At 68.0% G+C, this 24,771-nt stretch carries 26 protein-coding genes and 1 pseudogene; 18 read left to right on the top strand and 9 right to left on the bottom strand.

Annotated elements, in window-relative coordinates; all coding sequences use genetic code 11:
* Nucleotides 1-19: 19 nt before the first annotated feature.
* The 6 genes and pseudogenes from NFL01S_RS10945 to NFL01S_RS10920 all read right to left on the bottom strand — a co-directional run bounded on the left by NFL01S_RS10945 (nucleotide 20) and on the right by NFL01S_RS10920 (nucleotide 5,112).
* On the bottom strand, nucleotides 20-481 hold the full coding sequence (locus NFL01S_RS10945; RefSeq protein ID WP_174555670.1) for a hypothetical protein: 462 nt from the start codon (nucleotides 479-481) through the stop codon (nucleotides 20-22).
* The gene (locus NFL01S_RS10940; RefSeq protein ID WP_062974060.1) at nucleotides 478-990 is read right to left on the bottom strand and encodes a DUF1772 domain-containing protein; all 513 of its coding nucleotides are present in this window, start codon (nucleotides 988-990) and stop codon (nucleotides 478-480) included. Before NFL01S_RS10940 ends, NFL01S_RS10945 begins: the two co-directional genes overlap by 4 nt.
* 278 nt (nucleotides 991-1,268) lie before the next feature.
* On the bottom strand, nucleotides 1,269-2,387 hold the full coding sequence (gene aroB / locus NFL01S_RS10935) for a 3-dehydroquinate synthase (protein ID WP_062974058.1): 1,119 nt from the start codon (nucleotides 2,385-2,387) through the stop codon (nucleotides 1,269-1,271).
* A gap of 389 nt (nucleotides 2,388-2,776) precedes the next feature.
* A pseudogene (locus tag NFL01S_RS36855) lies at nucleotides 2,777-3,295 on the bottom strand (shikimate kinase); the annotation flags it as partial.
* The gene (gene aroC, locus NFL01S_RS10925; protein ID WP_062974204.1) at nucleotides 3,295-4,512 is read right to left on the bottom strand and encodes a chorismate synthase; all 1,218 of its coding nucleotides are present in this window, start codon (nucleotides 4,510-4,512) and stop codon (nucleotides 3,295-3,297) included. The pseudogene NFL01S_RS36855 and the gene aroC, both read right to left, overlap by 1 nt.
* A 96-nt stretch (nucleotides 4,513-4,608) precedes the next feature.
* A complete protein-coding gene (locus NFL01S_RS10920) occupies nucleotides 4,609-5,112 on the bottom strand; it encodes a prepilin peptidase (protein WP_062974203.1) in 504 nt (167 codons plus the stop codon).
* Nucleotides 5,113-5,281: 169 nt separating this feature from the next.
* On the opposite strand from NFL01S_RS10920, the gene NFL01S_RS10915 reads away from it, so the two are divergent.
* The 5 genes from NFL01S_RS10915 (at nucleotide 5,282) to NFL01S_RS10895 (ending at nucleotide 8,393) form a co-directional block, all read left to right on the top strand.
* A complete protein-coding gene (locus NFL01S_RS10915; RefSeq protein ID WP_062974054.1) occupies nucleotides 5,282-6,418 on the top strand; it encodes a M24 family metallopeptidase in 1,137 nt (378 codons plus the stop codon).
* Between the two features lie 36 nt (nucleotides 6,419-6,454).
* Complete coding sequence (gene efp, locus NFL01S_RS10910) at nucleotides 6,455-7,018, top strand: elongation factor P (RefSeq protein WP_033241602.1); 564 nt, start codon at nucleotides 6,455-6,457, stop codon at nucleotides 7,016-7,018.
* 2 nt (nucleotides 7,019-7,020) lie between these two features.
* The gene (nusB, locus tag NFL01S_RS10905) at nucleotides 7,021-7,530 is read left to right on the top strand and encodes a transcription antitermination factor NusB (protein ID WP_062974052.1); all 510 of its coding nucleotides are present in this window, start codon (nucleotides 7,021-7,023) and stop codon (nucleotides 7,528-7,530) included.
* A gap of 1 nt (nucleotide 7,531) precedes the next feature.
* Entirely contained in the window at nucleotides 7,532-7,789 is a 258-nt protein-coding gene (locus NFL01S_RS10900; RefSeq protein ID WP_062974050.1) for a YciI family protein, read from the top strand.
* Nucleotides 7,790-7,862: 73 nt separating this feature from the next.
* The gene (locus NFL01S_RS10895) at nucleotides 7,863-8,393 is read left to right on the top strand and encodes a DUF4334 domain-containing protein (protein ID WP_062974048.1); all 531 of its coding nucleotides are present in this window, start codon (nucleotides 7,863-7,865) and stop codon (nucleotides 8,391-8,393) included.
* 45 nt (nucleotides 8,394-8,438) lie between these two features.
* Here the strand turns inward: NFL01S_RS10895 and NFL01S_RS10890 are convergent, their stop codons facing one another.
* Nucleotides 8,439-9,410: a quinone oxidoreductase family protein gene (locus NFL01S_RS10890; RefSeq protein WP_062974201.1), complete on the bottom strand. Its 972-nt coding sequence runs from the start codon at nucleotides 9,408-9,410 to the stop codon at nucleotides 8,439-8,441.
* 86 nt (nucleotides 9,411-9,496) lie between these two features.
* Here NFL01S_RS10890 and NFL01S_RS10885 point away from each other — a divergent pair, with 86 nt between their 5' ends.
* Together NFL01S_RS10885 and NFL01S_RS10880 are read left to right on the top strand one after the other, a co-directional pair.
* The gene (locus tag NFL01S_RS10885) at nucleotides 9,497-10,066 is read left to right on the top strand and encodes a TetR/AcrR family transcriptional regulator (RefSeq protein ID WP_062974046.1); all 570 of its coding nucleotides are present in this window, start codon (nucleotides 9,497-9,499) and stop codon (nucleotides 10,064-10,066) included.
* Nucleotides 10,067-10,152: 86 nt separating this feature from the next.
* Nucleotides 10,153-11,010, top strand: a complete 858-nt coding sequence (locus NFL01S_RS10880) for a hypothetical protein (protein ID WP_062974044.1) — start codon at nucleotides 10,153-10,155, stop codon at nucleotides 11,008-11,010.
* Here NFL01S_RS10880 and NFL01S_RS10875 read toward each other — a convergent pair.
* Together NFL01S_RS10875 and NFL01S_RS10870 are read right to left on the bottom strand one after the other, a co-directional pair.
* On the bottom strand, nucleotides 10,976-11,602 hold the full coding sequence (locus NFL01S_RS10875; protein WP_062974042.1) for an alpha-ketoglutarate-dependent dioxygenase AlkB: 627 nt from the start codon (nucleotides 11,600-11,602) through the stop codon (nucleotides 10,976-10,978). The genes NFL01S_RS10880 and NFL01S_RS10875 overlap by 35 nt on opposite strands.
* A 357-nt stretch (nucleotides 11,603-11,959) precedes the next feature.
* The gene (locus NFL01S_RS10870; protein WP_062974040.1) at nucleotides 11,960-12,583 is read right to left on the bottom strand and encodes a TetR/AcrR family transcriptional regulator; all 624 of its coding nucleotides are present in this window, start codon (nucleotides 12,581-12,583) and stop codon (nucleotides 11,960-11,962) included.
* Between the two features lie 196 nt (nucleotides 12,584-12,779).
* On the opposite strand from NFL01S_RS10870, the gene NFL01S_RS10860 reads away from it, so the two are divergent.
* The 11 genes from NFL01S_RS10860 to rpoZ all read left to right on the top strand — a co-directional run bounded on the left by NFL01S_RS10860 (nucleotide 12,780) and on the right by rpoZ (nucleotide 24,761).
* Nucleotides 12,780-13,622, top strand: a complete 843-nt coding sequence (locus tag NFL01S_RS10860; protein WP_062974036.1) for an SAM-dependent methyltransferase — start codon at nucleotides 12,780-12,782, stop codon at nucleotides 13,620-13,622.
* A gap of 178 nt (nucleotides 13,623-13,800) precedes the next feature.
* On the top strand, nucleotides 13,801-14,445 hold the full coding sequence (pyrR, locus tag NFL01S_RS10855) for a bifunctional pyr operon transcriptional regulator/uracil phosphoribosyltransferase PyrR (RefSeq protein ID WP_062974034.1): 645 nt from the start codon (nucleotides 13,801-13,803) through the stop codon (nucleotides 14,443-14,445).
* Nucleotides 14,442-15,398, top strand: coding sequence for an aspartate carbamoyltransferase catalytic subunit (locus NFL01S_RS10850; protein ID WP_062974032.1), 957 nt, complete (start codon nucleotides 14,442-14,444; stop codon nucleotides 15,396-15,398). Before pyrR ends, NFL01S_RS10850 begins: the two co-directional genes overlap by 4 nt.
* A gap of 191 nt (nucleotides 15,399-15,589) precedes the next feature.
* Nucleotides 15,590-16,912 (top strand): dihydroorotase, encoded by a 1,323-nt coding sequence (locus NFL01S_RS10845; protein WP_062974030.1) that lies wholly within the window; start codon nucleotides 15,590-15,592, stop codon nucleotides 16,910-16,912.
* The gene (locus NFL01S_RS10840) at nucleotides 16,912-17,406 is read left to right on the top strand and encodes a PH-like domain-containing protein (RefSeq protein WP_062974028.1); all 495 of its coding nucleotides are present in this window, start codon (nucleotides 16,912-16,914) and stop codon (nucleotides 17,404-17,406) included. The genes NFL01S_RS10845 and NFL01S_RS10840 overlap by 1 nt, the downstream gene beginning before the upstream one ends.
* Complete coding sequence (carA, locus tag NFL01S_RS10835; RefSeq protein WP_062974026.1) at nucleotides 17,403-18,524, top strand: glutamine-hydrolyzing carbamoyl-phosphate synthase small subunit; 1,122 nt, start codon at nucleotides 17,403-17,405, stop codon at nucleotides 18,522-18,524. The genes NFL01S_RS10840 and carA overlap by 4 nt, the downstream gene beginning before the upstream one ends.
* Nucleotides 18,524-21,880, top strand: a complete 3,357-nt coding sequence (gene carB, locus NFL01S_RS10830) for a carbamoyl-phosphate synthase large subunit (RefSeq protein ID WP_062974025.1) — start codon at nucleotides 18,524-18,526, stop codon at nucleotides 21,878-21,880. The genes carA and carB overlap by 1 nt, the downstream gene beginning before the upstream one ends.
* A 10-nt stretch (nucleotides 21,881-21,890) precedes the next feature.
* A complete protein-coding gene (pyrF, locus tag NFL01S_RS10825; RefSeq protein ID WP_062974023.1) occupies nucleotides 21,891-22,712 on the top strand; it encodes an orotidine-5'-phosphate decarboxylase in 822 nt (273 codons plus the stop codon).
* A 795-nt stretch (nucleotides 22,713-23,507) separates the two neighbouring features.
* Entirely contained in the window at nucleotides 23,508-23,828 is a 321-nt protein-coding gene (gene mihF, locus NFL01S_RS10820; protein ID WP_033241619.1) for an integration host factor, actinobacterial type, read from the top strand.
* Between the two features lie 20 nt (nucleotides 23,829-23,848).
* Nucleotides 23,849-24,421, top strand: coding sequence for a guanylate kinase (gene gmk / locus NFL01S_RS10815; protein WP_062974199.1), 573 nt, complete (start codon nucleotides 23,849-23,851; stop codon nucleotides 24,419-24,421).
* Between the two features lie 61 nt (nucleotides 24,422-24,482).
* On the top strand, nucleotides 24,483-24,761 hold the full coding sequence (gene rpoZ / locus NFL01S_RS10810) for a DNA-directed RNA polymerase subunit omega (RefSeq protein ID WP_033241620.1): 279 nt from the start codon (nucleotides 24,483-24,485) through the stop codon (nucleotides 24,759-24,761).
* The last annotated feature ends 10 nt before the right edge of the window (nucleotides 24,762-24,771 follow it).

The raw sequence follows: 24,771 nt of genomic DNA, 5'->3' as shown, positions 1-24,771 counted from the left end.
CGCCGATACAGTGTCCGGCTCACCGCCGGGTATCGTCCGCATTCCGATCGGTGCGTCCGGCGATCCGGGCGAGCACCCAGGCCACGATTCCGGTGACCGTCCCCAGAAGCACGCCCGTGACAATGCTGCTGCCCGCCGATGCCAGCCGCACGATGACCTGCTCTGCCGTGGGGGAGAAATACCCGGCGAGGTTTCCGCCGAGTTCCGGTGGGGCACTGTCGAATGCATCCAGCCAAAGAAGTTGATGGGTGATCGCCAGCAGAATGCCGTAGACGACACCGACCACTACCAGGGCAGGCAGTGGGGGGACTCGGCGCCACAACACCCAGCCGACCCATATGGCGAGCGGGACAAAGACCAGTACCGAGTTCGCGACGGGCCCGGCGAGGCCGAGATCGTGTGCCACCACCCGCGGAACACCGAGCCCGGCGAGCGCGACGACGATCCAGGGGTGCATACCGATGACAGGCCGGCGCATCATGCCGACCCCTCCCGTCGCACATGCTCCCGGTAGGCCCGAAGAAAGCCGATCACCGCGAGAGCTGCCGTGATGCCGCTGCCGGCCAGCCGGAACCAGTGCGCGGTTTCGAACTCGGTGGCTGTCTGCCGGAGAAACTCCACACTGTGTACCGCAGCGCCTTCGTCGAACATGATCTCGTTGCGCGGCCAGAAATACAGGACTGAGAACAAGTACTCGCCACCGACGAGGGTGAGCAGCCCGGCGCCCAGCCATCCCCGGGCCGCGGTCACCCGCCAGGCTGTACCGACGGCCACCAACGCCGCGAGGACGGTCAGTGCACCCAGCGGCGGGAGAACATGCCCGGGGCCGACCACGTCGAAGAATGCGCTCGCCTCGGCGAGCGAATCGGGTACGTCGTGGAACACATTCGGGTAGACGATCAGCGTCTCCACCCCGATACCGCCGAATGCGAGCACAGCCAGGCCCGCGAACAGGGCGGGTCCGACCGCCGAATAAGCAACCTTTCGCATACCGGCGACGCTAGGCGTGAGCCTCTCGACCGGACATCGGCATGTGCGCGCGAACCGGTTACGTATTTCTACGTACAGTGCCGGTCGCGGGGTACAGACCAGCACGCCTGCAGGGCGCCCGGGCAGCGGGTGGCACCGGCACCACCACCGTATTCGCCGAGGCGAAGTGACCGGCAGATCGCGGCGTCACCAGCCGACTCGGCGATCAACTGCTAGGGGGCATGGCGGCCGGCGCGGTTCAGGCGGGCACGATGGCGCCGGACCGTGCCCCGAGCCTGTCAGAGCAGGATGGCACTGCCGCCACCGGAGCCGGCTCCGGCCACGGCCGAGTACGCGGCGGCGAGGAGCGCGGGATCAGGGCCCTCCAGGCGGCCCGGTTTGGCCAGGCCGTCCAGTACCACGAACCGCAGGACCCCGGAGCGGGTCTTCTTATCGGTCTGCATGCCCTCGAGGAGTTGGGGCAGGGCATCGGGATCGTAGGTGGTGGGCAGGCCAACACTATGCAGAATGCTGCGATGCCGGTCGGCAGTGGCATCGTCGAGGCGACCGGCCAGCCGGCCCAACTCGGCGGCGAAGACCAGGCCCACCGCGACTGCTGCGCCGTGGCGCCAGCGGTAGCGTTCCCGGCGCTCGATGGCATGACCGAGGGTGTGTCCGTAATTGAGGATTTCCCGCAGCGCCGATTCCTCGAGATCGGCGGCCACGACGTCCGCCTTGACCGCGACGGCGCGCCGGATCAGTTCCGGCAGCACCTCGCCGGTCGGGTCGAGGGCAGCCTGCGGATCGTGTTCGATCAGGTCCAGGATCACCGGATCGGCGATGAAACCGGCCTTGATGATCTCGGCCATCCCGGCGATGATCTCGTTGCGCGGCACCGTTTCCAGGGTCACCAGGTCGACCATGACGGCCGACGGCTCATGGAAGCATCCCACCAGGTTCTTCCCGGCCTCGGTGTTGATCCCGGTTTTACCGCCCACCGCCGCGTCCACCATGGCCAGCAGGGTGGTGGGCACATGCACGATCTTCACCCCGCGCATCCATGTCGCCGCGACGAAACCGGCGAGATCGGTGGCCGCACCGCCGCCGAGGCTGACCACCACGTCGCTGCGGGTCAGGCCGATCCGGCCCAGCACCTCCCAGCAGAAACCGGCGACAGCGAGTTCTTTGCCCGCCTCTGCGTCGGGTATTTCGATCCGATGTGCGTCGAGTCCGGCCTCGGCCAGCGACGCGCGTACCACCTCGGCGGTTTCGACCAGTGACGGCTGATGGAAGAGGGCGACGGTGCGCACCCCACCGGAGCCGGTCACGGCCTCGACGAGATCACCGAGCAAACCGCGGCCGATGATCACCGGATAGGGCTGGGCGGTGCGGACCTCGATACGCGTCGGTTCTGTCACCTGGACTGCTCCGTTCCTGTCTTTTCCTGCTCGACCTGGGCCTGCTCGGCCTGTTCACGTTGTTGCCTGCGCGCCCGCGCCCGCCTGGCCCGCGCTCGCCGGGAGCGGCCCGGGGTGCGCAGACCGGTATCGGTGGATTCGGTGCGGCCCGCCGGCCTGCCGGACGTGCCCGAACCTTCACCTTCGGCCGGCTCCGCGTCGTTCTTGCCTCCGGTTTCGGCCGCAGGAGTGTTCGTAGCGGACGGTCCGGCCGGCGCCTGCTGTGCTGCGGCCGCTCGCCTGGCTCGTGCGCGTGCCCGGCGCCGTGCTCGCGACCGGCTCGAACGCTGCGGGGCGACGTCGGCGGGGAGGCCGGTTTCCGTTGTTTCCGGGTGAACCGGCTCGAGGCCGAGTTTCCCCATGATCGCGCGGACGACCCGGCCCGGACTGCGCCCGTCGGTGCGTACCCGTACCGAAGCGACCTCACGGTAGAGCGGTCGCCGGAAGCGCATCAGTTCGCGGTATTTCGTGCCCGGGTCGGCACCGCCGAGCAGCGGCCGGGTGTTCGTGGCGCCGGTACGACGGAGACCCTCGGCGATACTGATCTCGAGATATACCACCGTGCATTCGCGCAGAAGAGCCCGGGTTTTCTCGGACAGCACCGCGCCGCCGCCGAGGGAGACGACACCCCGTTCGCTGCGCAGCGCCCGGCCCACCACCTCTTCTTCGAGGCGCCGGAATCCGGGTTCGCCGTCGGCCGCGAAGATCTCGGGAATACCGCGTCCGGCGGCCTCCTCGATACCGGCATCGGTGTCGTAGAGTTCGACGTCCAATTCGCGGGCCAGTTTCCGGCCGATCGTCGTCTTGCCCGCCCCCGGCGGCCCGACCAGCACCACTCGCGGACCGTGCGAATCGGCGTGCGCGGACATTACGCCGGGTCGGCGACGTGTTCGCCCGGGGTCAGATGCGGGCGAGCGCTGATCCGCTTCACGTAGCCGTCGAGGTTGCTCACCGTTTCGGCGATCGAATCGCCACCGAACTTCTCCAGCACCGCCTGGGCCACCACCAGCGCGACCATGGATTCGGCCACGACCCCGGCCGCCGGAACCGCGCAGACATCGGAGCGCTGATGGATCGCGGAAGCCTCCGCGCCGGTGGCCATATCGACGGTGGACAGGGCACGCGGCACGGTGGAGATGGGTTTCATCGCCGCCCGTACCCGCAGCGCCTCGCCATTGGTCATCCCGCCCTCGAGGCCACCCGCGCGGTTGGTCGAGCGCAGGACACCGTCAGGGCCCGGCCGCATCTCGTCGTGGGCTCGGCTGCCCCGCCGGCGCGCCGTCTCGAAACCGTCGCCGACCTCGACACCCTTGATCGCCTGGATGCCCATGAGTGCGGCCGCGAGTCGCGAATCCAGCCGATTCTCTCCGCTGGTGAACGAACCCAAGCCGATCGGCAGCCCGTCGACGACCACCTCGACGACACCGCCCAGGGTGTCGCCGTCCTTCTTCGCCGCCTCGATCTCGGCGATCATGGCCGCCTCGGCCGCGGTATCGGCGGCGCGCACCGGGCTTTCGTCGATTGCGGCCAGATCGGCCGCGGTGGGTACCACACCGGTGGTGTTGGCCGCGGTGCCGATGGCGACCACATGCGAGATCACCTCGACCCCGAGCGCCTGGCGCAGGAAGGCCCGCGCCACCGTGCCGGCCGCGACCCGGGCCGCGGTTTCCCGGGCACTCGCCCGTTCCAGCACCGGACGGGCGTCCTCGAAACCGTATTTCAGCATTCCCGAATAGTCGGCGTGGCCGGGGCGTGGCCGGGTCAGCGGGGCGTTGCGGGCGAGATCGGCGAGTTCGGCCTCGTCCACCGGGTCGGCCGACATCACCGTGGTCCACTTGGGCCATTCCGAATTCGCGACCTCGATCGCTACCGGTCCGCCCATGGTGCGTCCGTGCCGGACGCCGCCGATCACGGTGACCTTGTCGGCCTCGAACTTCATCCGGGCGCCGCGACCGTAACCGAGCCGGCGGCGCGCCAGCTGTGCGGAGATCTCCGTCGAGGTCACCTCGACTCCGGCGACCATTCCTTCCAGAAGGGCGACGAGAGCGGGTCCGTGGGATTCTCCAGCAGTTATCCAGCGCAGCACGCCGACCATCTTCCCATGTCGGCGCCGGGCCCGGGGCAGCCGGTCGGCGGTGCTCATCGGGCCTGCCGCGCGTGGCCGTATCGGGTTGCCGGGGGATCACCACAGGGCCAGGCCCAGAAGTGTCGCGGCGCACATGGAGGGCCCGTGCGGTACGGCGGCGATCGGGTCGCCGGGAGAGCGCGCACGTGCCGGGACATGCGGCCGGCCCGACGTCCGGATCTCGGGGAGCAGGTGCGGGCCGAGGTGCTGCCCGATCAGCAGTCCGATCGCGACCGCGGCAGTGAGCAGCGGTGCCGCGAGAGCCGACCAGATCCAGGCCTGCGCGCCACCGAGAGCGGCAGCGGCGCCCAGCCCCACCGCAAGTTTCACATCGCCGGCACCCAGCGCCGCGGGCCGTAGTAGATGGAACACCAGATAGGGAATCGCCAGCAGCGCCGCACCGCGTAGCGCGGCGCCCAACTGCCCGGCCGACGCCGCGTATGCCAGTACGGCCGATGCGCCCGTCAGCGTGAGCGGATTCGGCAGTCGCCGGCTACGGATATCGAAGCCTGCCAGTACCCCGCACCAGCCGGCGAAGAGGAGAAAGAAAGGTACGGTCACACCGTTCACGATTCCGGTGATATCGGCTCGGCAGGCGGCTCCGTGGTGATCTGTGGACAACCGGAGCCGCCGCCGCGCACTGTGAATACGGTGTTTTCCGGATCGTGTTCGCCGAGTTCGCTGCGGCCGGCCCTGTGTGGCGGGTGGGGGTCGGCGGTACTTTTGTCGCATGTCTGCTGATTCCGGTCGTGGCACCCAGGAGGGGCCCGATTACGCCGCGCGGCGGGGCCTGCTGCGCAACCTGCTGGTCGAGAACGAGATCGACGGCCTCCTGGTCACCGATCTGGTGAACATCCGCTATCTGACGGGTTTCACCGGTTCCAATGCCGCGCTGCTGGTGCATTCGTGGGATGCGGCGGGTGCGGAGGATCGCACCGTGATCGCCACGGACGGTCGCTACGACACTCAGGTGGCCGAGCAGGTTCCCGATCTGCGGGCCGAGATCGCTCGCGCGGTGGCACGGCGGGTTGCCGAATTGGCCGGGGAATGGCAATTCGGCCGACTGGGCTACGAAAGCCATATCGTCACCGTTGATCAGCACCGTGGTCTCGTCGAGCTCGGTACCGGACTCGATTTCGTCGCCACACCGGGGTTGATCGAGCAACTGCGCATGGTCAAGGACGAATACGAAGTGGACCGGTTGCGCGCGGCCTGCGCGGTCGGTGACGAGGCGCTGGCCGCGCTGCTGGAGACGGGCAAGCTGCGCCCGGGACGCACCGAACGCCAGGTCGCCCGGGATCTCGAATGGGCCATGTTCGAACGCGGGGCCGCCGGAATCGCCTTCGAGACCATCGTCGCCGCCGGGGCGAATTCCGCGATTCCGCACCATCGGCCCACCGACGCCGTACTGGCCGGGGGTGATTTCGTGAAGATCGATTTCGGCGCGGTCGTGGGCGGGTACCACTCCGATATGACCCGTACGTTCGTGCTCGGCGAGCCTGCGGACTGGCAACGCGAGGTCTACGACCTGGTACGTGCCGCCCAGCGCGCCGGCCGGGAAGCGCTGCGCCCCGGTATTCCGTGTGCCGATGTGGACGCCGCCGCCCGGGAGGTGATCGCCGCCGCCGGGCACGGATCGTTGTTCGTGCACGGATTGGGGCACGGGGTGGGGCTGCGTATCCACGAAGCACCCGGCATCGCAAAAACGGGCACGGGTACACTGCTGTCTGGCGTGGCGGTGACCGTCGAACCAGGTGTGTACTTTCCCGGCCGCGGCGGGGTCCGGATCGAGGACACGCTCGTGGTGCGCGAAGGGGGCCCCGAACTGCTCACCAACACCAGCAAAGACCTGACCGTCGTCGGATGACGCCGGTCGCCCGAGAACCGAGGAGACCCGAACACAGTGGCGGACACCAGCGACTTCAAGAACGGCCTCGTGCTGAAGATCGACGGTAATCTCCAGCAGATCGTCGAATTCCAGCACGTCAAGCCGGGCAAAGGTCCTGCCTTCGTACGGACCAAACTGAAGAACGTGCTGTCCGGCAAGATCGTCGACAAAACCTTCAATGCCGGCGTGAAGGTGGAAACCGCCACCGTCGACCGCCGGGATATGACCTACCTCTACCACGACGGTTCGGATTACGTCTTCATGGACGGGGAGACCTTCGACCAGTTGTCCATCGCCGAGCCGACGATCGGCGAGCAAGCCCGCTTCCTGCTGGAGAACATGACCGTGCAGGTTGCCATGCACGAGGGCGCGCCGCTGTACGTGGAACTGCCGGTCACCGCGGAGCTCGAGGTCACCCATACCGATATCGGCCTGCAGGGCGACCGCTCCACCGGTGGCACCAAACCGGCCACCGTGGAGACCGGCGCCGAGGTCCAGGTGCCGCTGTTCATCAACACCGGTGACAAACTCCGTATCGACACCCGCGACGGCAGCTACTTGGGCCGAGTCAACTCCTGACCGTGGCCGACCAGCCCGCGGACAAGAAGTCCGCCTACAAGAAACTCGGCGCCCGCCACAAGGCCCGGCGCCGCGCGGTGGACCTGCTGTTCGAGGCCGAAGCCCGCGATATCGATCCGTCCGATCTGGCCGACGAGCGGATCGAGCTCGCGGCCCGGGATCAGGCGGTGGCTCCGGTGCACGCCTACACCCGGACGCTGGTCGACGGTATTGCCGAGGACCTCGACCGAGTCGACGGCACCATCGAGTCGTATCTGCATGACTGGGCACTGTCCCGGCTGCCTGCGGTGGACCGGGCGATTCTGCGTGTGGCCGTATGGGAACTCCTGTACGCCACCGATGTTCCGCCGATCGTCGCGGTGGACGAGGCGGTAGAGCTGGCCAAGGAGTTGTCGACCGACGATTCCCCCGGATTCGTCAACGGGGTACTGGGCCAGGTGGTTCTGGTGGCGCCGCAGATCCGTGCCGCCGCCTCGGCGACGCGGGCGGCCGAACCGCAAGCGGACGACTGACGTGCGGAAGTATCTGGTTCTGGCAATCCGGACTCCCGCGTACGACCCGGCCGTCGGTGAACCGCACCGGCAGTTCCTGGGCGATCTCCGTACCCGGGGCATGCTGCAGGAAAGCGGGCCGTTCACCGACAGCACCGGCGGCGCCTACATCGTGCTCGCGGAATCGCGCGCGGAGGCCGAGGCGGTGGTGTTCACCGATCCGCTGAACACCAGCGGCGCCGCTGATCTGACCGTGTTCGAATGGGAGATCACGGGCTGACCGGCCGTCGGCCGGGGATGAGAGAACGATAGGCTATTTCTCGCAACGTCCCTGATATCGAGGAGTGCGGACGATGACCGAGAAAGCCACCCTCCTGCCGGCCGGTGGTTGCACCGTCGCGCAGGCCTGGGAGATCTTCGACAGCCTGCCGGCGGCCCCGGTAGCCGAGGTCACCACCGGCCGCTGGCGTGGCGACGAACTGCCCACCGGCCATCCGATGGACGGTACACTCACCGAATCCGGTTGGTACGGAAAACAGTTCGACGCCCCCGATCGGGTTCACCCGCTGCTTTTCACCGATGAACGCGGCACCGTGTTCGCGGTGGACCCGCGCCGGGTTCCGTTATCGCTGGCGGGCAAATTCCCGGCACGCTGGTTGCGGCCCGTGCGGAACAGACTGCGCGCCCTCGCTCCGCTGTTGCGCACCCGGAAGCCGACGGCGCGGCTACGCGATATCGAGTACCGGGGTGTGGTGAGTGCTGCCATGGTCTACGACCATCTGCCGATCATCGACCATTTCCGGCGGGTCGACGACGAGACATTGCTCGGCGTGATGGATATGCGCGGACTGTCCGAACCATACTTCTTCGTCCTGCGGCGCTGACCTTGCCCGGGCGGGGAGACTGCCGAGGGTTCGGCCATCCGGCGATCAAGCGGTCGCGCCCGGCCGCAGGATGACCTTGCCCAGCAGGCGTCGTGATTCCACGAGTTCGTGTCCGCGAGCTGCTGCCGCGAGTGGCAAGACGGTCTCGACCGGTGGCGCCAGTGCGGGGATCCGCGCGAGGGTACCGGCCCGGGCACGGTCGGTCCGCTGTTGCCAGGCGGGGCCCGCGCAGGCGGTGAGGGTGAGCCCGCTCGGGATCAGGTCGGTGGCCGAAACCTGTGCGGGTGCGCCCGAAAGCCAGCCGTAACTGAGCATCCGGCCCGAGCCCGGCGTCATGGCGCCGAGGAGTTCCGCCGCAGCGGTGCCGCCGAGGGAATCGAAAACGACGTCGATGGTGCCCGGCGCGTCCGCGGTGAGCGTTTCCGTCCATCGTTCCGCCCGGTGGTCGATGACCCGGTCGGCTCCCAGTGTGTGGGCGTGCGCGGTCTTGGTGGCGCCGCCCGCGGTGGCGATGATGTGTGCCGCGCCGAATTCACGGACCAGCTGAACCAGATAGCTACCGACCCCGGTGGCGCCGGCTTCTACGACGATTGTCTCCGTGCCGGTCAGATTTGCCGCTTCCAGTAGGGCCACCGCGATCGAGCCGCTCATCATTGTGGCCGCCGCGTCGTCCGCCGACACATCGTCCGGAACGAACGTTGTGTTCCCGGCCGGCGTGCAGACGAATTCGGCATAGGATCCCGTCCCGGCGGTCGCGGCAACAACGCGCCGGCCTACGAGGTCGTGCGGGACTTCTGCGCCCACGTCGACGATCTCCCCGGCGACCTGGTGGCCGAATACCACCGGCGGGGGCGTAACCATGGGAAAGGCTCCGGAGCGCAGCAGGGTCTCGGGGAAAAGGACCGGGATCGCTGTCGCGCGGATGAGTACTTCCCCGGTGCCCGGCTGTGGTGTCGGGACCTCGCGCGGCACCAGGACCTCCGGCCCGCCGCTGCCTGTCATTACGATTGCCTGCATCGGAAACTCCATAACTTGACTGACGGTCCATTTATTTCCCTGCCAAGATATGGACCGGCGGTCAACTTGTCAACGAAGGTGGTGCCATGCCCCCGGTAAAGGAACGTGCGGACGCTGCCCGCAACCGGCGCGCCATCCTCGATGCCACCGCCGCGCTGCTCGCCGAACACGGCGCCGAAGGGGTCACCATGGACCGGGTCGCGGCGGCTGCCGGGGTGGGGAAGGGCACGATCTTCCATCGTTTCGGCAATCGGGCCGGGCTACTGCACGCGATGGTGGCCGAGAGCGCCTTCACGCTTCGCGCGCGAGTTGCCGACGGTCCGCCGCCGCTCGGCCCCGGGGCCCCCGCGGCCGACCGGCTGCGCGCGTTCCTCGATGCCATGGCCCGGCTGGTGATCGACAACCTGGAACTCATGACGATCCTGCGGACCGAGCCCCCGCATCCGCGTACCGAGGAATTGCACAGGTTCTGGTATGAGCACCTCAGGGCTCTGCTCGAAGAAGCTCGGCCGGATGTGGACGCCGAGATCGTCGCCCGGTTGCTGCTGGATTCGCTGGCTGGTGCGACCGTGCCCGATCTGGCCCGTTCCGGGCAGGCCGACCGGCTGACGGCGGCGGTCCGGGAGCTGGTGGATTCGGTGCTGCGAACTCCCTGACGGCACGGCCATCAGGGAAATCCCGTTGCCGCGCCGCGGTGATCATGCTTTTCTGGGCGGCATACGCGAGGTGCTCCGGAGGTGATATGACCGCGCGGAAGAGCAGGCCGCGCCGGGTCGCGGCCACCGAGGGCCGACTGAAACTGCATCGTCGTGTGCTGGTACTCGACGGGCGGGTGTGCACCGTGATCACGGTGCGTCCCGGCACCGATTTCCGATTCTCCACCAACCGTTTCCATGACACGTGGCATGTCCTGTCGGACTGGCGCGGCGCCCGGGTGCTGTCCCGGTTGCTGTGGGGGCTGTCGTATCAGCGGCGGCCCGGCACCCTCGTGGTGATCGATACCCGCCACCTCGACCCCAACCCGTTCGACGGCGCCCCCGCCGATCCGATCGTCCTGGTGCCCACCGACCGTACGGTGTTCACGCGTAAATCCGCTGCGGCATTGAGCCGCCGGCTACCGCTACGCGATCGGCCGGACGGCACAGTGCGGTGGCAGACGTTCGGCCTCGAACCCGCAGTGGCCGAAGTGGCGGCGTGGCGGGAAAGGATGTTCGCAGGTGCCGACGAGTATTCGGCGCCGCCTCGCGGCCGATGCCGCGTCGAACGGTACGGTCGCTTGCTCGTCCTCGCAGGTTCCGGCGAGTGGTTACGCGATTGGGCCGTCGGTATCGCACGATTGGGTGACGACAGCTGCGCGGGTATGGATTACACGTACCTCGATGAAGGTGCCGACGGGGAAGTGCAGATATTCCGGCAGTACCGCCGCATGGTCGCTTCGGCCCGGCAGGCCCGGGCGGAGAGGTGTGGTGTGGCCGGTGCACCGCCGCAGGCAGCCGAGTTGCTCTGGTCCCGCGCCGCGGCAATCCGCCGCCGCGGTATGCCCGCGCTGCCGGGAGATAGCAGGATCAACGCACGCCGCGTGGGCGGAACTGGATGCTGATCCGCGGCCCGGTCGGCCGCCGCGATTTCGGTACCGCATGTTCCCAGGTGCGCTGGCACGAGCCGCCCATGACGAACAGGTCGCCGTGCCCGGGCCGGAACCGCAGACCGGGGCCACCTGTGCGGGGCCGGAGTAACAGCGGGCGCGGCGCCCCGAGTGTCAGGATGGCGACCATGGTGTCCTGTACTGCGCCGCGCCCCAGGGTATCGCCGTGCCAGGCCACGCTGTCGCGGCCGTCGCGGTAATAGCACAGTCCAGCGGTTCGGAAGGGTTCGCCGAGTTCGGAGCGGTAGTGCTCGCTCAACGCATCACGCGCCCGGTCGAGGACGGGATCGGGCAGGGGTGCGGACTCGCCGTAGAAGCACAGCAGCCTCGGCACATCGACCACGCGGTCGTACATCGGCCGTTGCTCCGCGCGCCACGGGACAGTGGAGGCGAGCCGGTCGAAGAGTTCGTCGGCACCACGCAGCCAGCCGGGCCGCAGGTCGACCCATGCGCCGTCGGTCAGACGTGTGCGGCGGATATTCGTGAGCGGTTCGAGCTCGATCGCGCCGAAGCCATCGAACAGTGATCCCTGGAAGGGTGCCGACATGGCGCCAGCATATCCGATATGCGAACGTATGTTCGACTCGAGCCGACGGCCGGCGACTCCGCTGGATCGTCCGATCGGCGGGTTCCGGCCGGCGGGGTCCGCGGGTGGATGCCGCCGGGTGTCATGGTTGTTGCCCGCTCGGCGACCTCTACGTGGAGATGCGCAACCGCGGCCTCGTCGTCGGCAAAGCGCGCCGGTATGCGGTGTGGAAGGCAGGCCGGCGCGCCCGGCACGATGCCGGCCGGTGGCGAAACTGCCGGAGTCCGGCGGCCGGACAAGCGCGGTGACACACTGACGGTGACCCGTCGAAGCTTCCGCCCGTCGAGGAGCGTCGCTGCGGGTGTTACTGTTCTCGCGCTACTGCTTACCCGGTCTGTGCGGCGGCCGCCACCCCTGAGCCGGGGCGCGGTCATGGCTGTCGTGGGATCGGTTTCTGCGCAGAATATCCTGGGCGACAGCGACTGCCGCGCGGAAGCATTCGTCGTCGGACAAGGGGAGATCGCCCATCATTGCCGTACTCCAGCCGATCGCCAGTAGTGCCTGCCGGGCATGGAAGACGTCCATGGGTGCGCGCTCGGGTTCGGTCATGAGATCGGCGATCACCCGGAACTGACAGCGCAGGCCGGCACCGAAACCCAACTCCCGGAAGGCGGGCTGGTTTTCGTGCATGAACCGCACCATCTCGCGGCCGGTGTCGTGCAGCAGGGCTCCGTAGCGGTCGAGGATCTCCGCGGTGCGGGCGTGGCCGGGTGGGGTGGCTTCGGCCCATGCGATCAGTTCGTCGATACCACGCCGGACGTCGTCGGAGAGACTGGCGACGATATCTTCCTTCGTCCGGAAGTGGTAGTACAGCGCGGCTTTGGTGACGCCCAGACGTTCGGCGATCTGAGGCAACGAAGTCTTCTCGTAGCCCTGCTCGGAGAACAGTTCCATCGCCACTGCGCGGATGCGGTCGCGGGTATCGCTGCGCCGGCCGGCCAACGCTATCTCCTCGGTTTCGACGGTCTGCGTGGTATCGACGATCTTTGTGCTCGACGGTCCGCCGCAGGGAGCTCAATGGGCTCGCGGCGTCGGGGTTCATTCGTCGGCCGATCGGGGTGGTCGGAATCCGGACCGGCCGATGGGGAACCTGGTTTACTTGCCGGTCGACAAGTAAGTTACTGGGGAAGGGTTACCGATGACCGGAGCTTCCGCACCCGTCCCGACCGCCGGTGTCGCGATGACCGCTCTCGGGGTCGCGCTCATCCGGGCCCGCGAAACCGCTCGGCCCGACCGTCTCTATGCGGATCCGCTGGCCGAGGTTTTCCTCAGCGCTGCCCGGCCGGGATTCGACGCCGGTCGCTGGGCGGGCCTGGAGCGACTGGCCGAGCAGTACTTCGAAGGCCGTACTCTCGCGGTCGAAGTCGTCGACGAGCACGTCCGGGAGTCGATCGCGGCGGGCTGCCGGCAGGTAGTCCTGCTGGGTGCGGGACTGGACACCCGCGCTTTCCGCCTCGATCTCCCGCCCGACATTGCATTCTTCGAGGTGGACCTACCCGAACTCTTCGACTTCAAAGAGCCGGTCCTCGGCGCCCATCGCGCCCACCCTGTCTGTTCGCGCCGCATCGTCGCCGCGGATCTGTGCGGCGACTGGGAACGGGTCCTGCTCGAACGGGGGTTCCGTGCCGATGTGCCGACAGCCTGGGTCGACGAGGGTGTGCTCGGCTATGTCCCGCGCGCGGCGTCGTACACGGTGGTGGAGACGGCGACACGACTCTCGGCGCCGGGTAGCCGGTTCGGGATCGGGCGATTCCAGGTCGACGCGGCCGCGCCGCAGTACCGTGCACTACGCGAACTGGTCCTGGAGGTCCCGGAGGGGCGGCCGGTGAACGGGCTGGGACCCGACGGTGAGTCGTGGTTTGCTGCACATGGCTGGAGGACGACGTTTCGCGCCTGGGACGAGCTCATCGCACCCTACGGGCGGCCGAGCGGGCTGCGAGGCGACCCGGCGGTCGGGCATGTCGTGGCAGTGCGCGAATGAGTGCCCAGCGATACGAGTAACCGTGCTCACAGTGGCCGGTACTTCGGTGGTGAGTGGTCGCGCTCACAGCCGGTTCGGCGCCCTCACCTGGTGAAAAGTGTCGTCCACGGGCTGATAGGCTGCTCGGCGTAAGACATCCTTTAACGGACCGTCCGGTGAGGCGGGGAAGGAGGTCGGTATGGCTGTGCCCGAAGAACGGGCCGCCACGTCCGGCGGCGCCGAGGCGGCACCACCCGTTGCGCGGCATACGCCGGAATGGGTAGCGGCGGGACGGGAACTGTTGTCCCCCTCCGATGTCGGCCGGACCATTGCGCGGATCGCGCATCAGATCATCGAACGCACCGCTCTCGATTCCGGCGAGCCCGGGGCCCCGCGCGTGGTGCTCATCGGTATCCCGACCCGCGGGACGACTCTCGCCGCCCGGCTCACCGACAAGATCGAGGAATTCTCCGGCGTGCGACCCGCCCTCGGTTCCCTCGACATCACGCTCTATCGCGACGACCTTCGGACCAAACCGCACCGCCCGCTGGAGCGGACCTCGGTGCCGGAGGGCGGGGTCGAGGACGCGCTGGTGGTCCTGATCGATGATGTTCTCTTCTCCGGCCGCACTGTGCGGTCCGCGCTCGACGCGCTGCGTGATCTGGGCCGGCCGCGGGCCGTCCAACTCGCCGTTCTCGTCGACCGAGGGCATCGCGAACTGCCGATTCGAGCCGATTTCGTCGGAAAGAACGTGCCCACCGCGCGCACCGAGGATGTCTCGGTGCTGCTGAGTGAACACGACGGCCGTGACGGCGTCTTCCTGCATCATGGGGAGGGACAGTGAGACATCTACTGACGGTGACCGATCTGGACCGCGCGGCTGCCGGCGCCTTGCTCGACGAGGCGGAACGGTTCGAACAGGCGCTGCTGGGTCGCGAAGTACACAAACTGCCCACCTTGCGCGGCCGTACGGTGATGACGGTGTTCTTCGAGAACTCGACCCGGACCCGCGTCTCGTTCGAGGTCGCCGGGAAATGGATGAGTGCCGATGTCATCAATGTCAGCGCGAGCAGTTCCTCGGTCGCCAAGGGGGAATCGCTGCGCGATACCGCGCTCACCCTGCATGCCGCCGGTGCCGACGCGCTGATCGTGCGTCATCCCGCCTCCGGTGCGGCGCACCAGATCGCGCACTGGTTCGAGGACTGGTCGCGGAGGTCGGGCAGTGCTGTTCCGGCGGTGATCAACGCCGGTGACGGTATGCACGAACATCCCACCCAGGCGCTGCTCGACGCGCTGACCCTGCGGCAGCGACTCGGCGATATCGCCGGACGGCGGGTGGTGATCGTCGGCGATATCCTGCACAGCCGGGTCGCGCGGTCCAATGCCTTCCTGCTGTCCACGCTGGGGGCGGAAGTGGTGCTGGTGGCGCCACGCACACTGCTGCCGGTGGGGGTCGAGGACTGGCCGGTGCGGGTCTCGGTGGATGTGGATTCCGAACTGCCCGGCGCCGACGCGGTACTCATGCTGCGGGTTCAGGCGGAGCGGATGAACGGCGGGTTCTTCCCGTCGGCGCGGGAGTACGCGGTGCGCTACGGACTGTCCGAGCGGCGGGTCGCGCTGCTCGACGAGCATGCCGTGGTGCTGCATCCCGGGCCGATGCTGCGCGGTATGGAGATCGCGTCGTCGGTGGCGGATTCGCCGCGTGCCGCCGTCTTGCAACAGGTGACGAATGGAGTCCATATGCGTATGGCGGTGCTGTTCCGCCTGCTGGTCGGCGTACAGGAGGCCGCGGCGTGAATGCGTCAGACCCGGAGGCGGCAGCGGAGCGTAACCACGGAGGGTCCGCAGTCGCGCCCGATGGATACAGCGTGAATGCGTCAGACCCGGAGGCGGCAGCGGAGCGTAACCACGGAGGGTCCGCAGTCGCGCCCGATGGATACAGCGTGAATGCGTCAGACCCGGGGACGGCAGATGGGCGCAGTGTGAACATGGATACCGGCACCGTTCTGATCACCGAGGTCCGGCTCTACGGTGAGGGTGACCCGGTCGATGTGCTGATCGCCGGCGGGGTGATCCGGGAGATCGGGACCGGGCTGCGCGCGGACGACGCCGAAATCGTCGCCGGCGAGGGCCGGGTGCTGCTGCCCGGTTTCGTGGATCTGCACACGCATCTGCGCGAACCGGGCCGGGAAGACACCGAGACCATCGAATCCGGCTCGGCCGCCGCGGCGCTAGGCGGGTACACCGCGGTTTTCGCCATGGCCAACACCTCGCCGGTCGCCGATTCCCACGTGATCACCGACCATGTGTGGCGGCGTGGCCAAGAGGTCGGGCTCGTCGATGTGTACCCGGTGGGTGCGGTCACGGTCGGGCTCGCGGGCGAGCAACTCGCCGAAATGGGCACCATGGCCGCCGGTGCCGGCGCGGTCCGGATGTTCTCCGACGACGGGCACTGCGTCCACGACCCGCTGATCATGCGCCGCGCCCTCGAATACGCGCGTTCGCTGGATGTGCTGATCGCCCAGCATGCCGAGGAGCCACGCCTGACCCGTGGTGCCGTCGCGCACGAGGGGCCCACGGCGGCGCGGCTGGGTCTGGCCGGTTGGCCGCGGGCCGCGGAGGAATCCATCGTGGCCCGGGATGCGCTCCTGGCCCGGGACGCCGGTGCCCGGGTCCATATCTGCCATGCGTCGACCGCGGGCACGGTCGAGCTGGTGACATGGGCGAAGAATCAGGGGATAGCGGTCACCGCCGAGGTGACGCCGCATCATCTGCTGCTCACCGATGCCCGGCTGGAAACCTATGACGCGGTGAACAAGGTGAACCCGCCGCTGCGCGAAGGCTCGGATACCGAGGCCTTGCGGCAGGCGCTGGCCGCCGGGATCGTCGACTGCGTCGCCACCGATCACGCCCCCCATGCCGAACAGGACAAATGCTGCGAATTCGCGGCGGCCCGGCCCGGCATGCTCGGGTTGCAGACCGCGCTGTCGATCGTGGTGGAGACCATGGTGCGGCCCGGACTGCTCGATTGGCGGGGGGTGGCGCGGGTGATGAGCGAACGTCCCGCCGAAATCGTCGGGCTCGACGATCACGGTCGGCCGATCGAGGTGGGCGAACCGGCCAATCTCGTGCTGGTCGATCCGGACGCGACGTGGACAGTGCAGGGCGACGACCTCGCCAGTATCGCGAGCAATACGCCCTATCAATCGATGACGCTGCCCGGCCGGGTCGTCGGCACACTGCTGCGCGGCCGGATCACCGCCCGCGACGGGGTGGCCATCGCGCCGGGTGCACCGGTGGGAGGCCGCTGATGGAACGGGCACTGTGGGTCACCCTCTGCGTTGTGCTGTGGGTGCTGGCCGTTTTCCTCATGTACCGGGGCTGGCGTAACCGAGCCGCCCGGCAGCAGGATCGGATCGGTGAACTTCCGCCGGTGCCGGCCGAGACCGGGCCGCAGATATTGGAGCCCACGACCGGTCTCTATCTCGGCAGCACCATGGCGCCGAGCTGGCAGGACCGTATAGCGGTCGGCGATCTGGGCTACCGCGCCACCGCGGAACTGACCCGCTACGAGCACGGAATCCTGTTGGAACGTGAGGGCGCCACCGCGATTTGGATACCGGAGGAATCCATCACCGCAATCCGGACCGAACGCGGGCATGCGGGCAAGGTGATGACCGAAGGCGGCGTCCTGGTGATCCGCTGGACCCTGCCGACCGGAACCGAAATCGATACCGGGTTCCGTGGCGACGACAAATCGGTGTATCCGGCCTGGGCGCGGGCAACGACGGGAGATGACGAATGACGAGTACGACAGCAGCCGCGGCCCTGGTCCTCGAGGACGGGCGGATCTTCCGCGGCACCGCCTACGGTGCGGTGGGGCAGACCCTCGGTGAAGCGGTGTTCTGCACCGCCATGACCGGCTACCAGGAAACCCTCACCGATCCGAGCTACCACCGGCAGATCGTGGTGGCCACCGCCCCGCAGATCGGGAACACCGGCTGGAACGACGAGGACGACGAATCGGAACAGATCTGGGTCGCGGGCTACGCCGTACGCGACCCGGCCCGCCGGCACTCCAACTGGCGCGCGACGAGCACGCTGCCCGGCCGGCTGGAACAGCAGAACATCGTCGGTATCGCGGGGATCGACACCCGCGCGGTGGTGCGGCATCTGCGCAGCCGCGGCTCGATGAAGGCAGGAATCTTCTCCGGGCCCGCGCTCGCCGAACCTGCCGAACTGCTCGCCCGGGTCACCGGGCAACCGTCGATGCTCGGCGCCGACCTGGCCGGTGAGGTCAGCACCGACGAGATCTACACCGTCGAACCCGAGGGAGAGCCCCGGTTCACGGTGGTCGCGGTGGACCTCGGCATCAAATCCAACACTCCACGGATGTTCGCCCAGCGCGGGATGCGGGTCCATGTGGTGCCGTCCTCCACCGGCTTGGACACAATCCTGGAACTGAAGCCGGACGGTGCGTTCCTGTCCAACGGCCCGGGCGACCCCGCGACCGCCGATACCGCCGTGGCCCTCACCCAGGGCATCCTCGACAAGGGCCTGCCGCTGTTCGGTATCTGCTTCGGTAACCAGATCCTGGGCCGCGCGCTCGGCCGCGGCACCTACAAGATGAAGTTCGGGCACCGGGGGATCAATATCCCGGTCGTCGAGCACGAGACCGGCCGCGTCTCGATCACCGCGCAGAACCACGGGTTCGCGCTGGAAGGCGAACGCGGCGAACAGTTCGACACCCCGTTCGGCAAGGCCGAGGTCAGCCATGTCTGCGCCAACGACGGCACGGTGGAAGGCGTGCGGCTGGTGGACGGTCGCGCCTTCTCCGTGCAATACCACCCGGAAGCGGCCGCCGGTCCCCATGACGCCGCGTACTTGTTCGACCGGTTCGCCGGTCTGATGAAGGGAGCCTGATGCCTCGCCGTACCGATCTCGAACATATTCTGGTCATCGGATCGGGCCCGATCGTCATCGGTCAGGCGTGCGAGTTCGACTACTCGGGCACCCAGGCCTGCCGGGTCCTGCGTTCGGAGGGCCTGCGGGTTTCGCTGGTGAACTCCAACCCGGCGACCATCATGACCGATCCGGAATTCGCCGATTCGACCTACGTGGAACCGATCACCGCGGAATTCGTCGAAAAGGTCATCGAGAAGGAACGCCCCGATGCCCTGCTGGCCACGCTCGGCGGGCAGACCGCGCTGAACACCGCGGTGGCGCTGCATGAGCGCGGCGTGCTGGAGAAGTACGGGGTCGAACTGATCGGCGCCGATTTCGAGGCCATCCAGCGCGGTGAGGACCGGCAGAAGTTCAAGGACATCGTGGCGAGCGTCGGCGGCGAAAGCGCTCGTTCCCGGGTCTGCTACACCATGGACGAGGTCCGGGAGACCGTCGGCGAACTGGGTTTCCCGGTGGTTGTGCGGCCGTCGTTCACCATGGGCGGGCTCGGTTCCGGGATGGCCTACGACGACGCGGACCTCGACCGGATCGCCGGCGGCGGTCTGGCCGCCTCGCCCACCGCGAACGTCCTCATCGAGGAATCCATCCTGGGCTGGAAGGAATACGAGCTCGAGCTGATGCGCGACGGTCGCGACAATGTCGTGATCGTCTGCTCTATCGAGAACGTGGACCCGATGGGCGTGCACACCGGCGATTCGATGACGGTGGCTCCCGCGCTGACTCTGACCGATCGCGAATACCAGAAGATGCGCGATCTCGGTATCGCCATCCTGCGCGAGGTCGGCGTGGACACCGGCGGCTGCAATATCCAGTTCGCGGTGAATCCCGCCGACGGCCGGCTCATCGTCATCGAGATGAACCCCCGTGTCTCGCGGTCCTCGGCGCTGGCGTCCAAGGCCACCGGCTTCCCGATCGCGAAGATCGCGGCGAAACTGGCCATTGGCTACACGCTGGACGAGATCGTCAACGACATCACCGGGGAAACCCCCGCCAGCTTCGAACCCACCCTCGACTATGTGGTGGTCAAGGCGCCGCGGTTCGCGTTCGAGAAGTTCCCGGGTGCCGACCCGACTCTCACCACCACCATGAAATCGGTGGGTGAGGCGATGTCGCTGGGGCGCAACTTCGCCGAAGCGCTCGGGAAAGTGCTGCGCTCCCTGGAAACCAAGGCGACCGGTTTCTGGACCGCCGAGGACGGAAGATGGGCGCCGGCGTCCACGGATCAGGCGGATGTCGACGCCGCGATCGAGGCGATCCTGACGGATCTGCGCACCCCCACCGAAGGCCGTATCTACCAGGTGGAGCGGGCCCTGCGGCTCGGAGCGAGTATCGAGGCGGTTGCCGAGGCCTCCGGTATCGACCCGTGGTTCGTTGCCGAGATCGACGGGCTCGTGGATATGCGCCGCGAACTGATCGATACCGCGGTGCTCGACGAATCGCTGCTGCGCCGGGCCAAGTACCACGGCCTGTCCGACCGGCAGATCGCTGCGCTGCGACCGGAACTGGCCGGGGAAGGCGGGGTACGCGCACTGCGGCACCGGCTCGGGGTGCGGCCGGTGTTCAAGACCGTCGATACCTGCGCCGCCGAGTTCGAAGCCAAGACGCCGTACCACTATTCGGCCTACGAACTCGACCCGGAAGCCGAATCCGAGGTCGCCCCGCAGCCGGATCGGGAGAAGGTGATCATCCTCGGCTCCGGGCCGAACCGGATCGGGCAGGGCATCGAATTCGACTACTCCTGTGTGCACGCCGCGCAGACGCTGTCGGCCGCCGGCTACGAGACGGTGATGGTCAACTGCAACCCGGAGACCGTCTCCACCGACTACGACACCGCCGACCGGCTCTACTTCGAACCGCTCACCTTCGAAGACGTGCTCGAGGTGTATCACGCGGAATCCGAATCGGGCACGGTCGCGGGGGTGATCGTCCAGCTCGGCGGGCAGACCCCGCTGGGTCTGGCGCAGCGGCTCACCACCGCGGGAGTGCCGGTGGTCGGCACCAGCGCCGCCGCCATCGACCTCGCCGAGGACCGCGGGGAATTCGGTGACGTCCTGGTCGCAGCCGGGCTCCCCGCTCCCAAATACGGCACCGCCACCACCTTCGAGCACGCCCGCAAGATCGCCGCCGAAATCGGCTATCCGGTGCTCGTGCGACCGTCCTATGTGCTCGGCGGTCGCGGTATGGAGATCGTCTACGACGAGGATTCGCTCGAGGGCTATATCTCCCGCGCCACCGAACTCAGCCCGGAACATCCGGTGCTGGTGGACCGCTTCCTCGAAGACGCCATCGAAATCGACGTCGACGCGCTCTGCGACGGCGACGAAGTGTTCCTCGGCGGAGTGATGGAACATATCGAAGAAGCCGGTATCCATTCCGGTGACTCCGCGTGCGCGCTCCCGCCGATCACGCTGGGCCGCAGCGATATCGAAGCGGTACGCCGCTCCACCGTCGCGCTGGCCAAAGGGATCGGCGTCAAAGGCCTGCTGAACGTGCAGTACGCGCTCAAGGACGATGTCCTCTACGTGCTCGAGGCCAATCCGCGCGCCAGCCGCACGGTTCCGTTCGTCTCCAAGGCCACCGCGGTGCCGCTGGCCAAGGCGGCGGCCCGGATCATGCTGGGTGCCACGATCGCCGAGCTACGTGCCGAGGGCATGTTGCCCGACGGCGACGGCGGGCATGTTCCGCTGGACGCACCGGTCGCGGTGAAAGAGGCGGTGCTGCAGTTCCACCGGTTCCGTGGTCCGGACGGCAGTCAGGTCGATTCGCTGCTCTCGCCGGAGATGAAATCCACCGGCGAGGTGATGGGTATCGACACCGATTTCGGTACCGCGTTCGCCAAGAGCCAGTCCGCCGCCTACGGTTCGTTGCCGACCGAGGGCACCGTTTTCGTCTCGATCGCCAACCGTGACAAGCGCGCCATGGTGTTCCCGGTGAAACGGCTGCACGATCTCGGCTTCCGGATTCTGGCGACCACGGGTACCGCGGAAATGCTGCGGCGCAACGGAATCCCGTGCGAAGTGGTACGCAAGCACTCCGATCCGGTGCCCGCGGCCGGTAACGACCAGGTGCCCGCGGCGTCCATCGTGGAACAGATCCGCGACGGCGAAGTCGATATGGTCATCAATACGCCCTACGGCAATTCCGGGCCCCGCGTGGACGGTTACGAGATCCGCAGCGCTGCGGTGGGCGTGAGCATCCCCTGTATCACCACCGTGCAGGGCGCCGCGGCGGCGGTCCAGGGGATCGAGGCCAGTATCGCCGGCGGCCTCGGCGTGCGCTCCCTGCAGGAACTGCATTCGGCGCTGCGAGGCTGAGGACGCGACGATGACGACGACCTTCGGCGTGCGCCTGGCTGCGGCCGGGCGCACGCACGGGCCGATCTGCGTCGGGATCGATCCCCATCCCGCGCTGCTCGACGCCTGGGGCCTTCCCGACGATGCGAACGGCCTGGAAACCTTCGCCGAGATCTGTGTGGAAGCCTTCGACGGGATGGTGGCGGTGGTCAAACCACAGGTCGCCTTCTTCGAGGCCTACGGCTCGGCGGGAATCGCGGTGCTCGAACGCACCATCGAGGTGCTGCGCGGCTCCGGCACGCTGGTGCTCGCCGACGCCAAACGCGGCGATATCGGCTCCACCATGGCCGCGTACGCCCGCACCTGGCTCGGTGACGGGCCGTTGGGTGCGGATGCGGTCACGGTCTCGCCCTACCTGGGATTCGGCGCCCTGCAGCCTGCCCTGGACCTGGCCCGCGCCAACGGGCGTGGTGTCTTCGTCCTGGCCGCCACCTCGAACCCCGAGGCGGTGGGGGTGCAGCAGGCGGTGGTGGACGGGCGCACCCTCGCCCAGACCGTTGTCGACGCCGCCGCGGAAGCCAACCGGGGGACAGAACCGGGTTCGGTCGGGGTCGTGGTGGGCGCCACGCTCACCGATATCCCCGACCTCAGCGCACTGAACGGGCCGATCCTCCTGCCGGGGGTCGGGGCCCAGGGCGGCACGGCGGCCGCGGTCCGCGCGCTGCTTCCGGAACCCTTGTGGCCGGCCGCGGTTCCGAATGTCTCCCGCGACGTCCTCGGCGCAGGACCTTCGGTGCCGGCGCTGCGCGATCGGCTGGCGGTTTTCCAGGAGGAGTTCGCCTTCCTGCGCTGATCGGCGCTCTGCGGGCGGAGACGCCCGAGGGGCTACCGGCGGGTGCTTCGGGGGTATCGGGGCCGTCGACGTCGTGTGTGGACCTGTCTGCGGGGGTGCTGTCGTCGACGTTCCCGCCGCCGACCGCGACGGCCTGCGCACGACGAAGGACAGAGGTCGGCCGGCTCCCGACGCGCGGGTGCAGTCCGTTCGTGGACGGACCGCTGCGGTACTCGGCCGGGACAGGTGCATCCGCCGGCGGGCTCGCACGCGTTCGGCACCTGCCTACATGGGTTCGGCTCACGCACGGGTGCGCCCCGCAATCCTTCACTGCTGTCGATCCGCACCGCGGTCAGCGTTCTCCGGCGGTGAGTTCAGCGCAGCCTCCGACCGTTCGCCTGCGTCTGCTTCGGCACCCTTTGCGAGGTGTCGAAGGCGCGACTGTCGGGGGCAGAAGCGCCGCGCCACAGGGGGCCGAATGCCCCGGCGCCGCAGTTGCGGCAAAAAAATACAGAAAATTCCTGGTAGGGCGGCTGGGAGGTAGCCAGCCTGTGGATAAGTCCGGTGGCTATCGCGCCGCAACCGGGTGTCCGTGCCCAAAATGCCCTGCTGAAAAGGTGTTTCGTGGTAGGTGTGCAGGTGGCAGGACTGTGGGCAAGCGGGGATGCGGGACAGGGGGCAAGGGGGCGTTACGGGGTCCGATTCATGCCCTGACCTGGGGGGTGGGTTCGCAATCCGGGGGCGTCGTGGGTACGGTCGCTGAGACTGCCGGGTAGTTCGGCAGGTTTTGATGCAGAACGATGAGACGGAGGAACCGTGGCCCTTCCCCAGCTGACTGATGAGCAGCGCGCCGCTGCTCTGGAGAAGGCGGCTGCCGCTCGCCGTGCTCGGGCGGAGCTCAAGGATCGCCTGAAGCGCGGCGGCACCGACTTGAAAGAGGTCCTCGGCCAGGCCGAGACCGATGAGATCATCGGTAAGATGAAGGTGCGCGCACTGCTGGAAGCCCTGCCCAAGGTCGGCAAGGTCAAGGCAGAGGAGATCATGAACGAGCTCGAGATCGCTCCGACCCGACGGTTGCGTGGTCTCGGCGATCGGCAGCGCAAAGCGCTGCTCGCCAAATTCGACCTCGGCGCCTGACAGCCTCGGTGATCGAGAACATGACGAAGGGTCGGCTGGTTGTACTGGTCGGCCCCTCGGCCGTGGGCAAGTCCACCGTGGTGCGCTGTGTCCGCGAACGGCTGCCGGAACTGGTTTTCAGCGTGTCGGCGACAACCCGGGACCCGCGTCCCGACGAGGTCGACGGCCGCGATTACCGGTTCGTCAGCCGGGCCGAGTTCGACGCGATGATCACCGCCGGTGATCTGCTCGAATGGGCGGATATCCACGGCGGATTGCAGCGGTCGGGCACCCCGGCCGCGCCGGTGCGGGCCGCTCTGTCGGAGGGGCTGCCGGTGCTGATCGAGGTGGACCTCGAGGGTGCGCGTTCGATCCGGCAGGTGATGCCGGAGGCCGTGCTGGTGTTCCTCGCGCCGCCCAGCTGGGCGGAGCTGGAGAACCGGCTGCGCGGTCGCGGCACCGAATCTCCTGAGGTCATCGAACGCCGGCTGGCGACCGCACGGGTGGAATTGGCCGCACGTGACGAGTTCGACACCGTGATCGTGAACGACACCGTGACCAGCGCCTGTGCGCAGTTGGTATCGTTGTTCGTCAGCACGAATTCCAATTCGTAGCCGGATACGCCCGGCCCAGCCGCCGCGTACCCGAGCCCCCGACCCCGCAGGAGCTTCCTCAGTGAGCAGTACGGATATCGCCGCGCCCGCCTACGACACTCCGGTCGGCCTCACCAACCCGCCGATCGACGAACTGCTGGACCGTACGTCGTCGAAGTACGCGCTGGTGATCTACGCCGCCAAACGTGCCCGTCAGATCAACGATTACTACAACCAGCTCGGCGACGGCATCCTCGAATACGTCGGCCCGCTGGTCGAGCCGCTGCCGCAGGAGAAGCCGCTGTCGGTGGCGATGCGGGAGATCCACAGCGATCTGCTCGAGCACACCGAAGGCGAATGACCCGTTAGTT

Origin of the sequence: Nocardia flavorosea NBRC 108225, assembly GCF_001613385.1 — a bacterium.
Taxonomy (GTDB): domain Bacteria; phylum Actinomycetota; class Actinomycetes; order Mycobacteriales; family Mycobacteriaceae; genus Nocardia; species Nocardia flavorosea.
Note: the sequence above shows the minus strand (reverse complement) of the source record. Positions and strands in the feature narration are given on the sequence as shown.

Bases quoted from the DNA above. Each gene is read 5' to 3' on its own strand.
- NFL01S_RS10945 (WP_174555670.1), bottom strand. From the start codon at position 481: ATGATGCGCCGGCCTGTCATCGGTATGCACCCCTGGATCGTCGTCGCG.
- NFL01S_RS10940 (WP_062974060.1), bottom strand. From the start codon at position 990: ATGCGAAAGGTTGCTTATTCGGCGGTCGGACCCGCCCTGTTCGCGGGC.
- NFL01S_RS10915 (WP_062974054.1), top strand. From the start codon at position 5,282: ATGTCTGCTGATTCCGGTCGTGGCACCCAGGAGGGGCCCGATTACGCC.
- NFL01S_RS10895 (WP_062974048.1), top strand. From the start codon at position 7,863: ATGACCGAGAAAGCCACCCTCCTGCCGGCCGGTGGTTGCACCGTCGCG.
- NFL01S_RS10890 (WP_062974201.1), bottom strand. From the start codon at position 9,410: ATGCAGGCAATCGTAATGACAGGCAGCGGCGGGCCGGAGGTCCTGGTG.
- NFL01S_RS10885 (WP_062974046.1), top strand. From the start codon at position 9,497: ATGCCCCCGGTAAAGGAACGTGCGGACGCTGCCCGCAACCGGCGCGCC.
- NFL01S_RS10880 (WP_062974044.1), top strand. From the start codon at position 10,153: ATGACCGCGCGGAAGAGCAGGCCGCGCCGGGTCGCGGCCACCGAGGGC.
- NFL01S_RS10875 (WP_062974042.1), bottom strand. From the start codon at position 11,602: ATGTCGGCACCCTTCCAGGGATCACTGTTCGATGGCTTCGGCGCGATC.
- NFL01S_RS10860 (WP_062974036.1), top strand. From the start codon at position 12,780: ATGACCGGAGCTTCCGCACCCGTCCCGACCGCCGGTGTCGCGATGACC.
- pyrR (WP_062974034.1), top strand. From the start codon at position 13,801: ATGGCTGTGCCCGAAGAACGGGCCGCCACGTCCGGCGGCGCCGAGGCG.
- NFL01S_RS10845 (WP_062974030.1), top strand. From the start codon at position 15,590: ATGGATACCGGCACCGTTCTGATCACCGAGGTCCGGCTCTACGGTGAG.
- NFL01S_RS10840 (WP_062974028.1), top strand. From the start codon at position 16,912: ATGGAACGGGCACTGTGGGTCACCCTCTGCGTTGTGCTGTGGGTGCTG.
- carA (WP_062974026.1), top strand. From the start codon at position 17,403: ATGACGAGTACGACAGCAGCCGCGGCCCTGGTCCTCGAGGACGGGCGG.
- carB (WP_062974025.1), top strand. From the start codon at position 18,524: ATGCCTCGCCGTACCGATCTCGAACATATTCTGGTCATCGGATCGGGC.
- pyrF (WP_062974023.1), top strand. From the start codon at position 21,891: ATGACGACGACCTTCGGCGTGCGCCTGGCTGCGGCCGGGCGCACGCAC.
- gmk (WP_062974199.1), top strand. From the start codon at position 23,849: ATGACGAAGGGTCGGCTGGTTGTACTGGTCGGCCCCTCGGCCGTGGGC.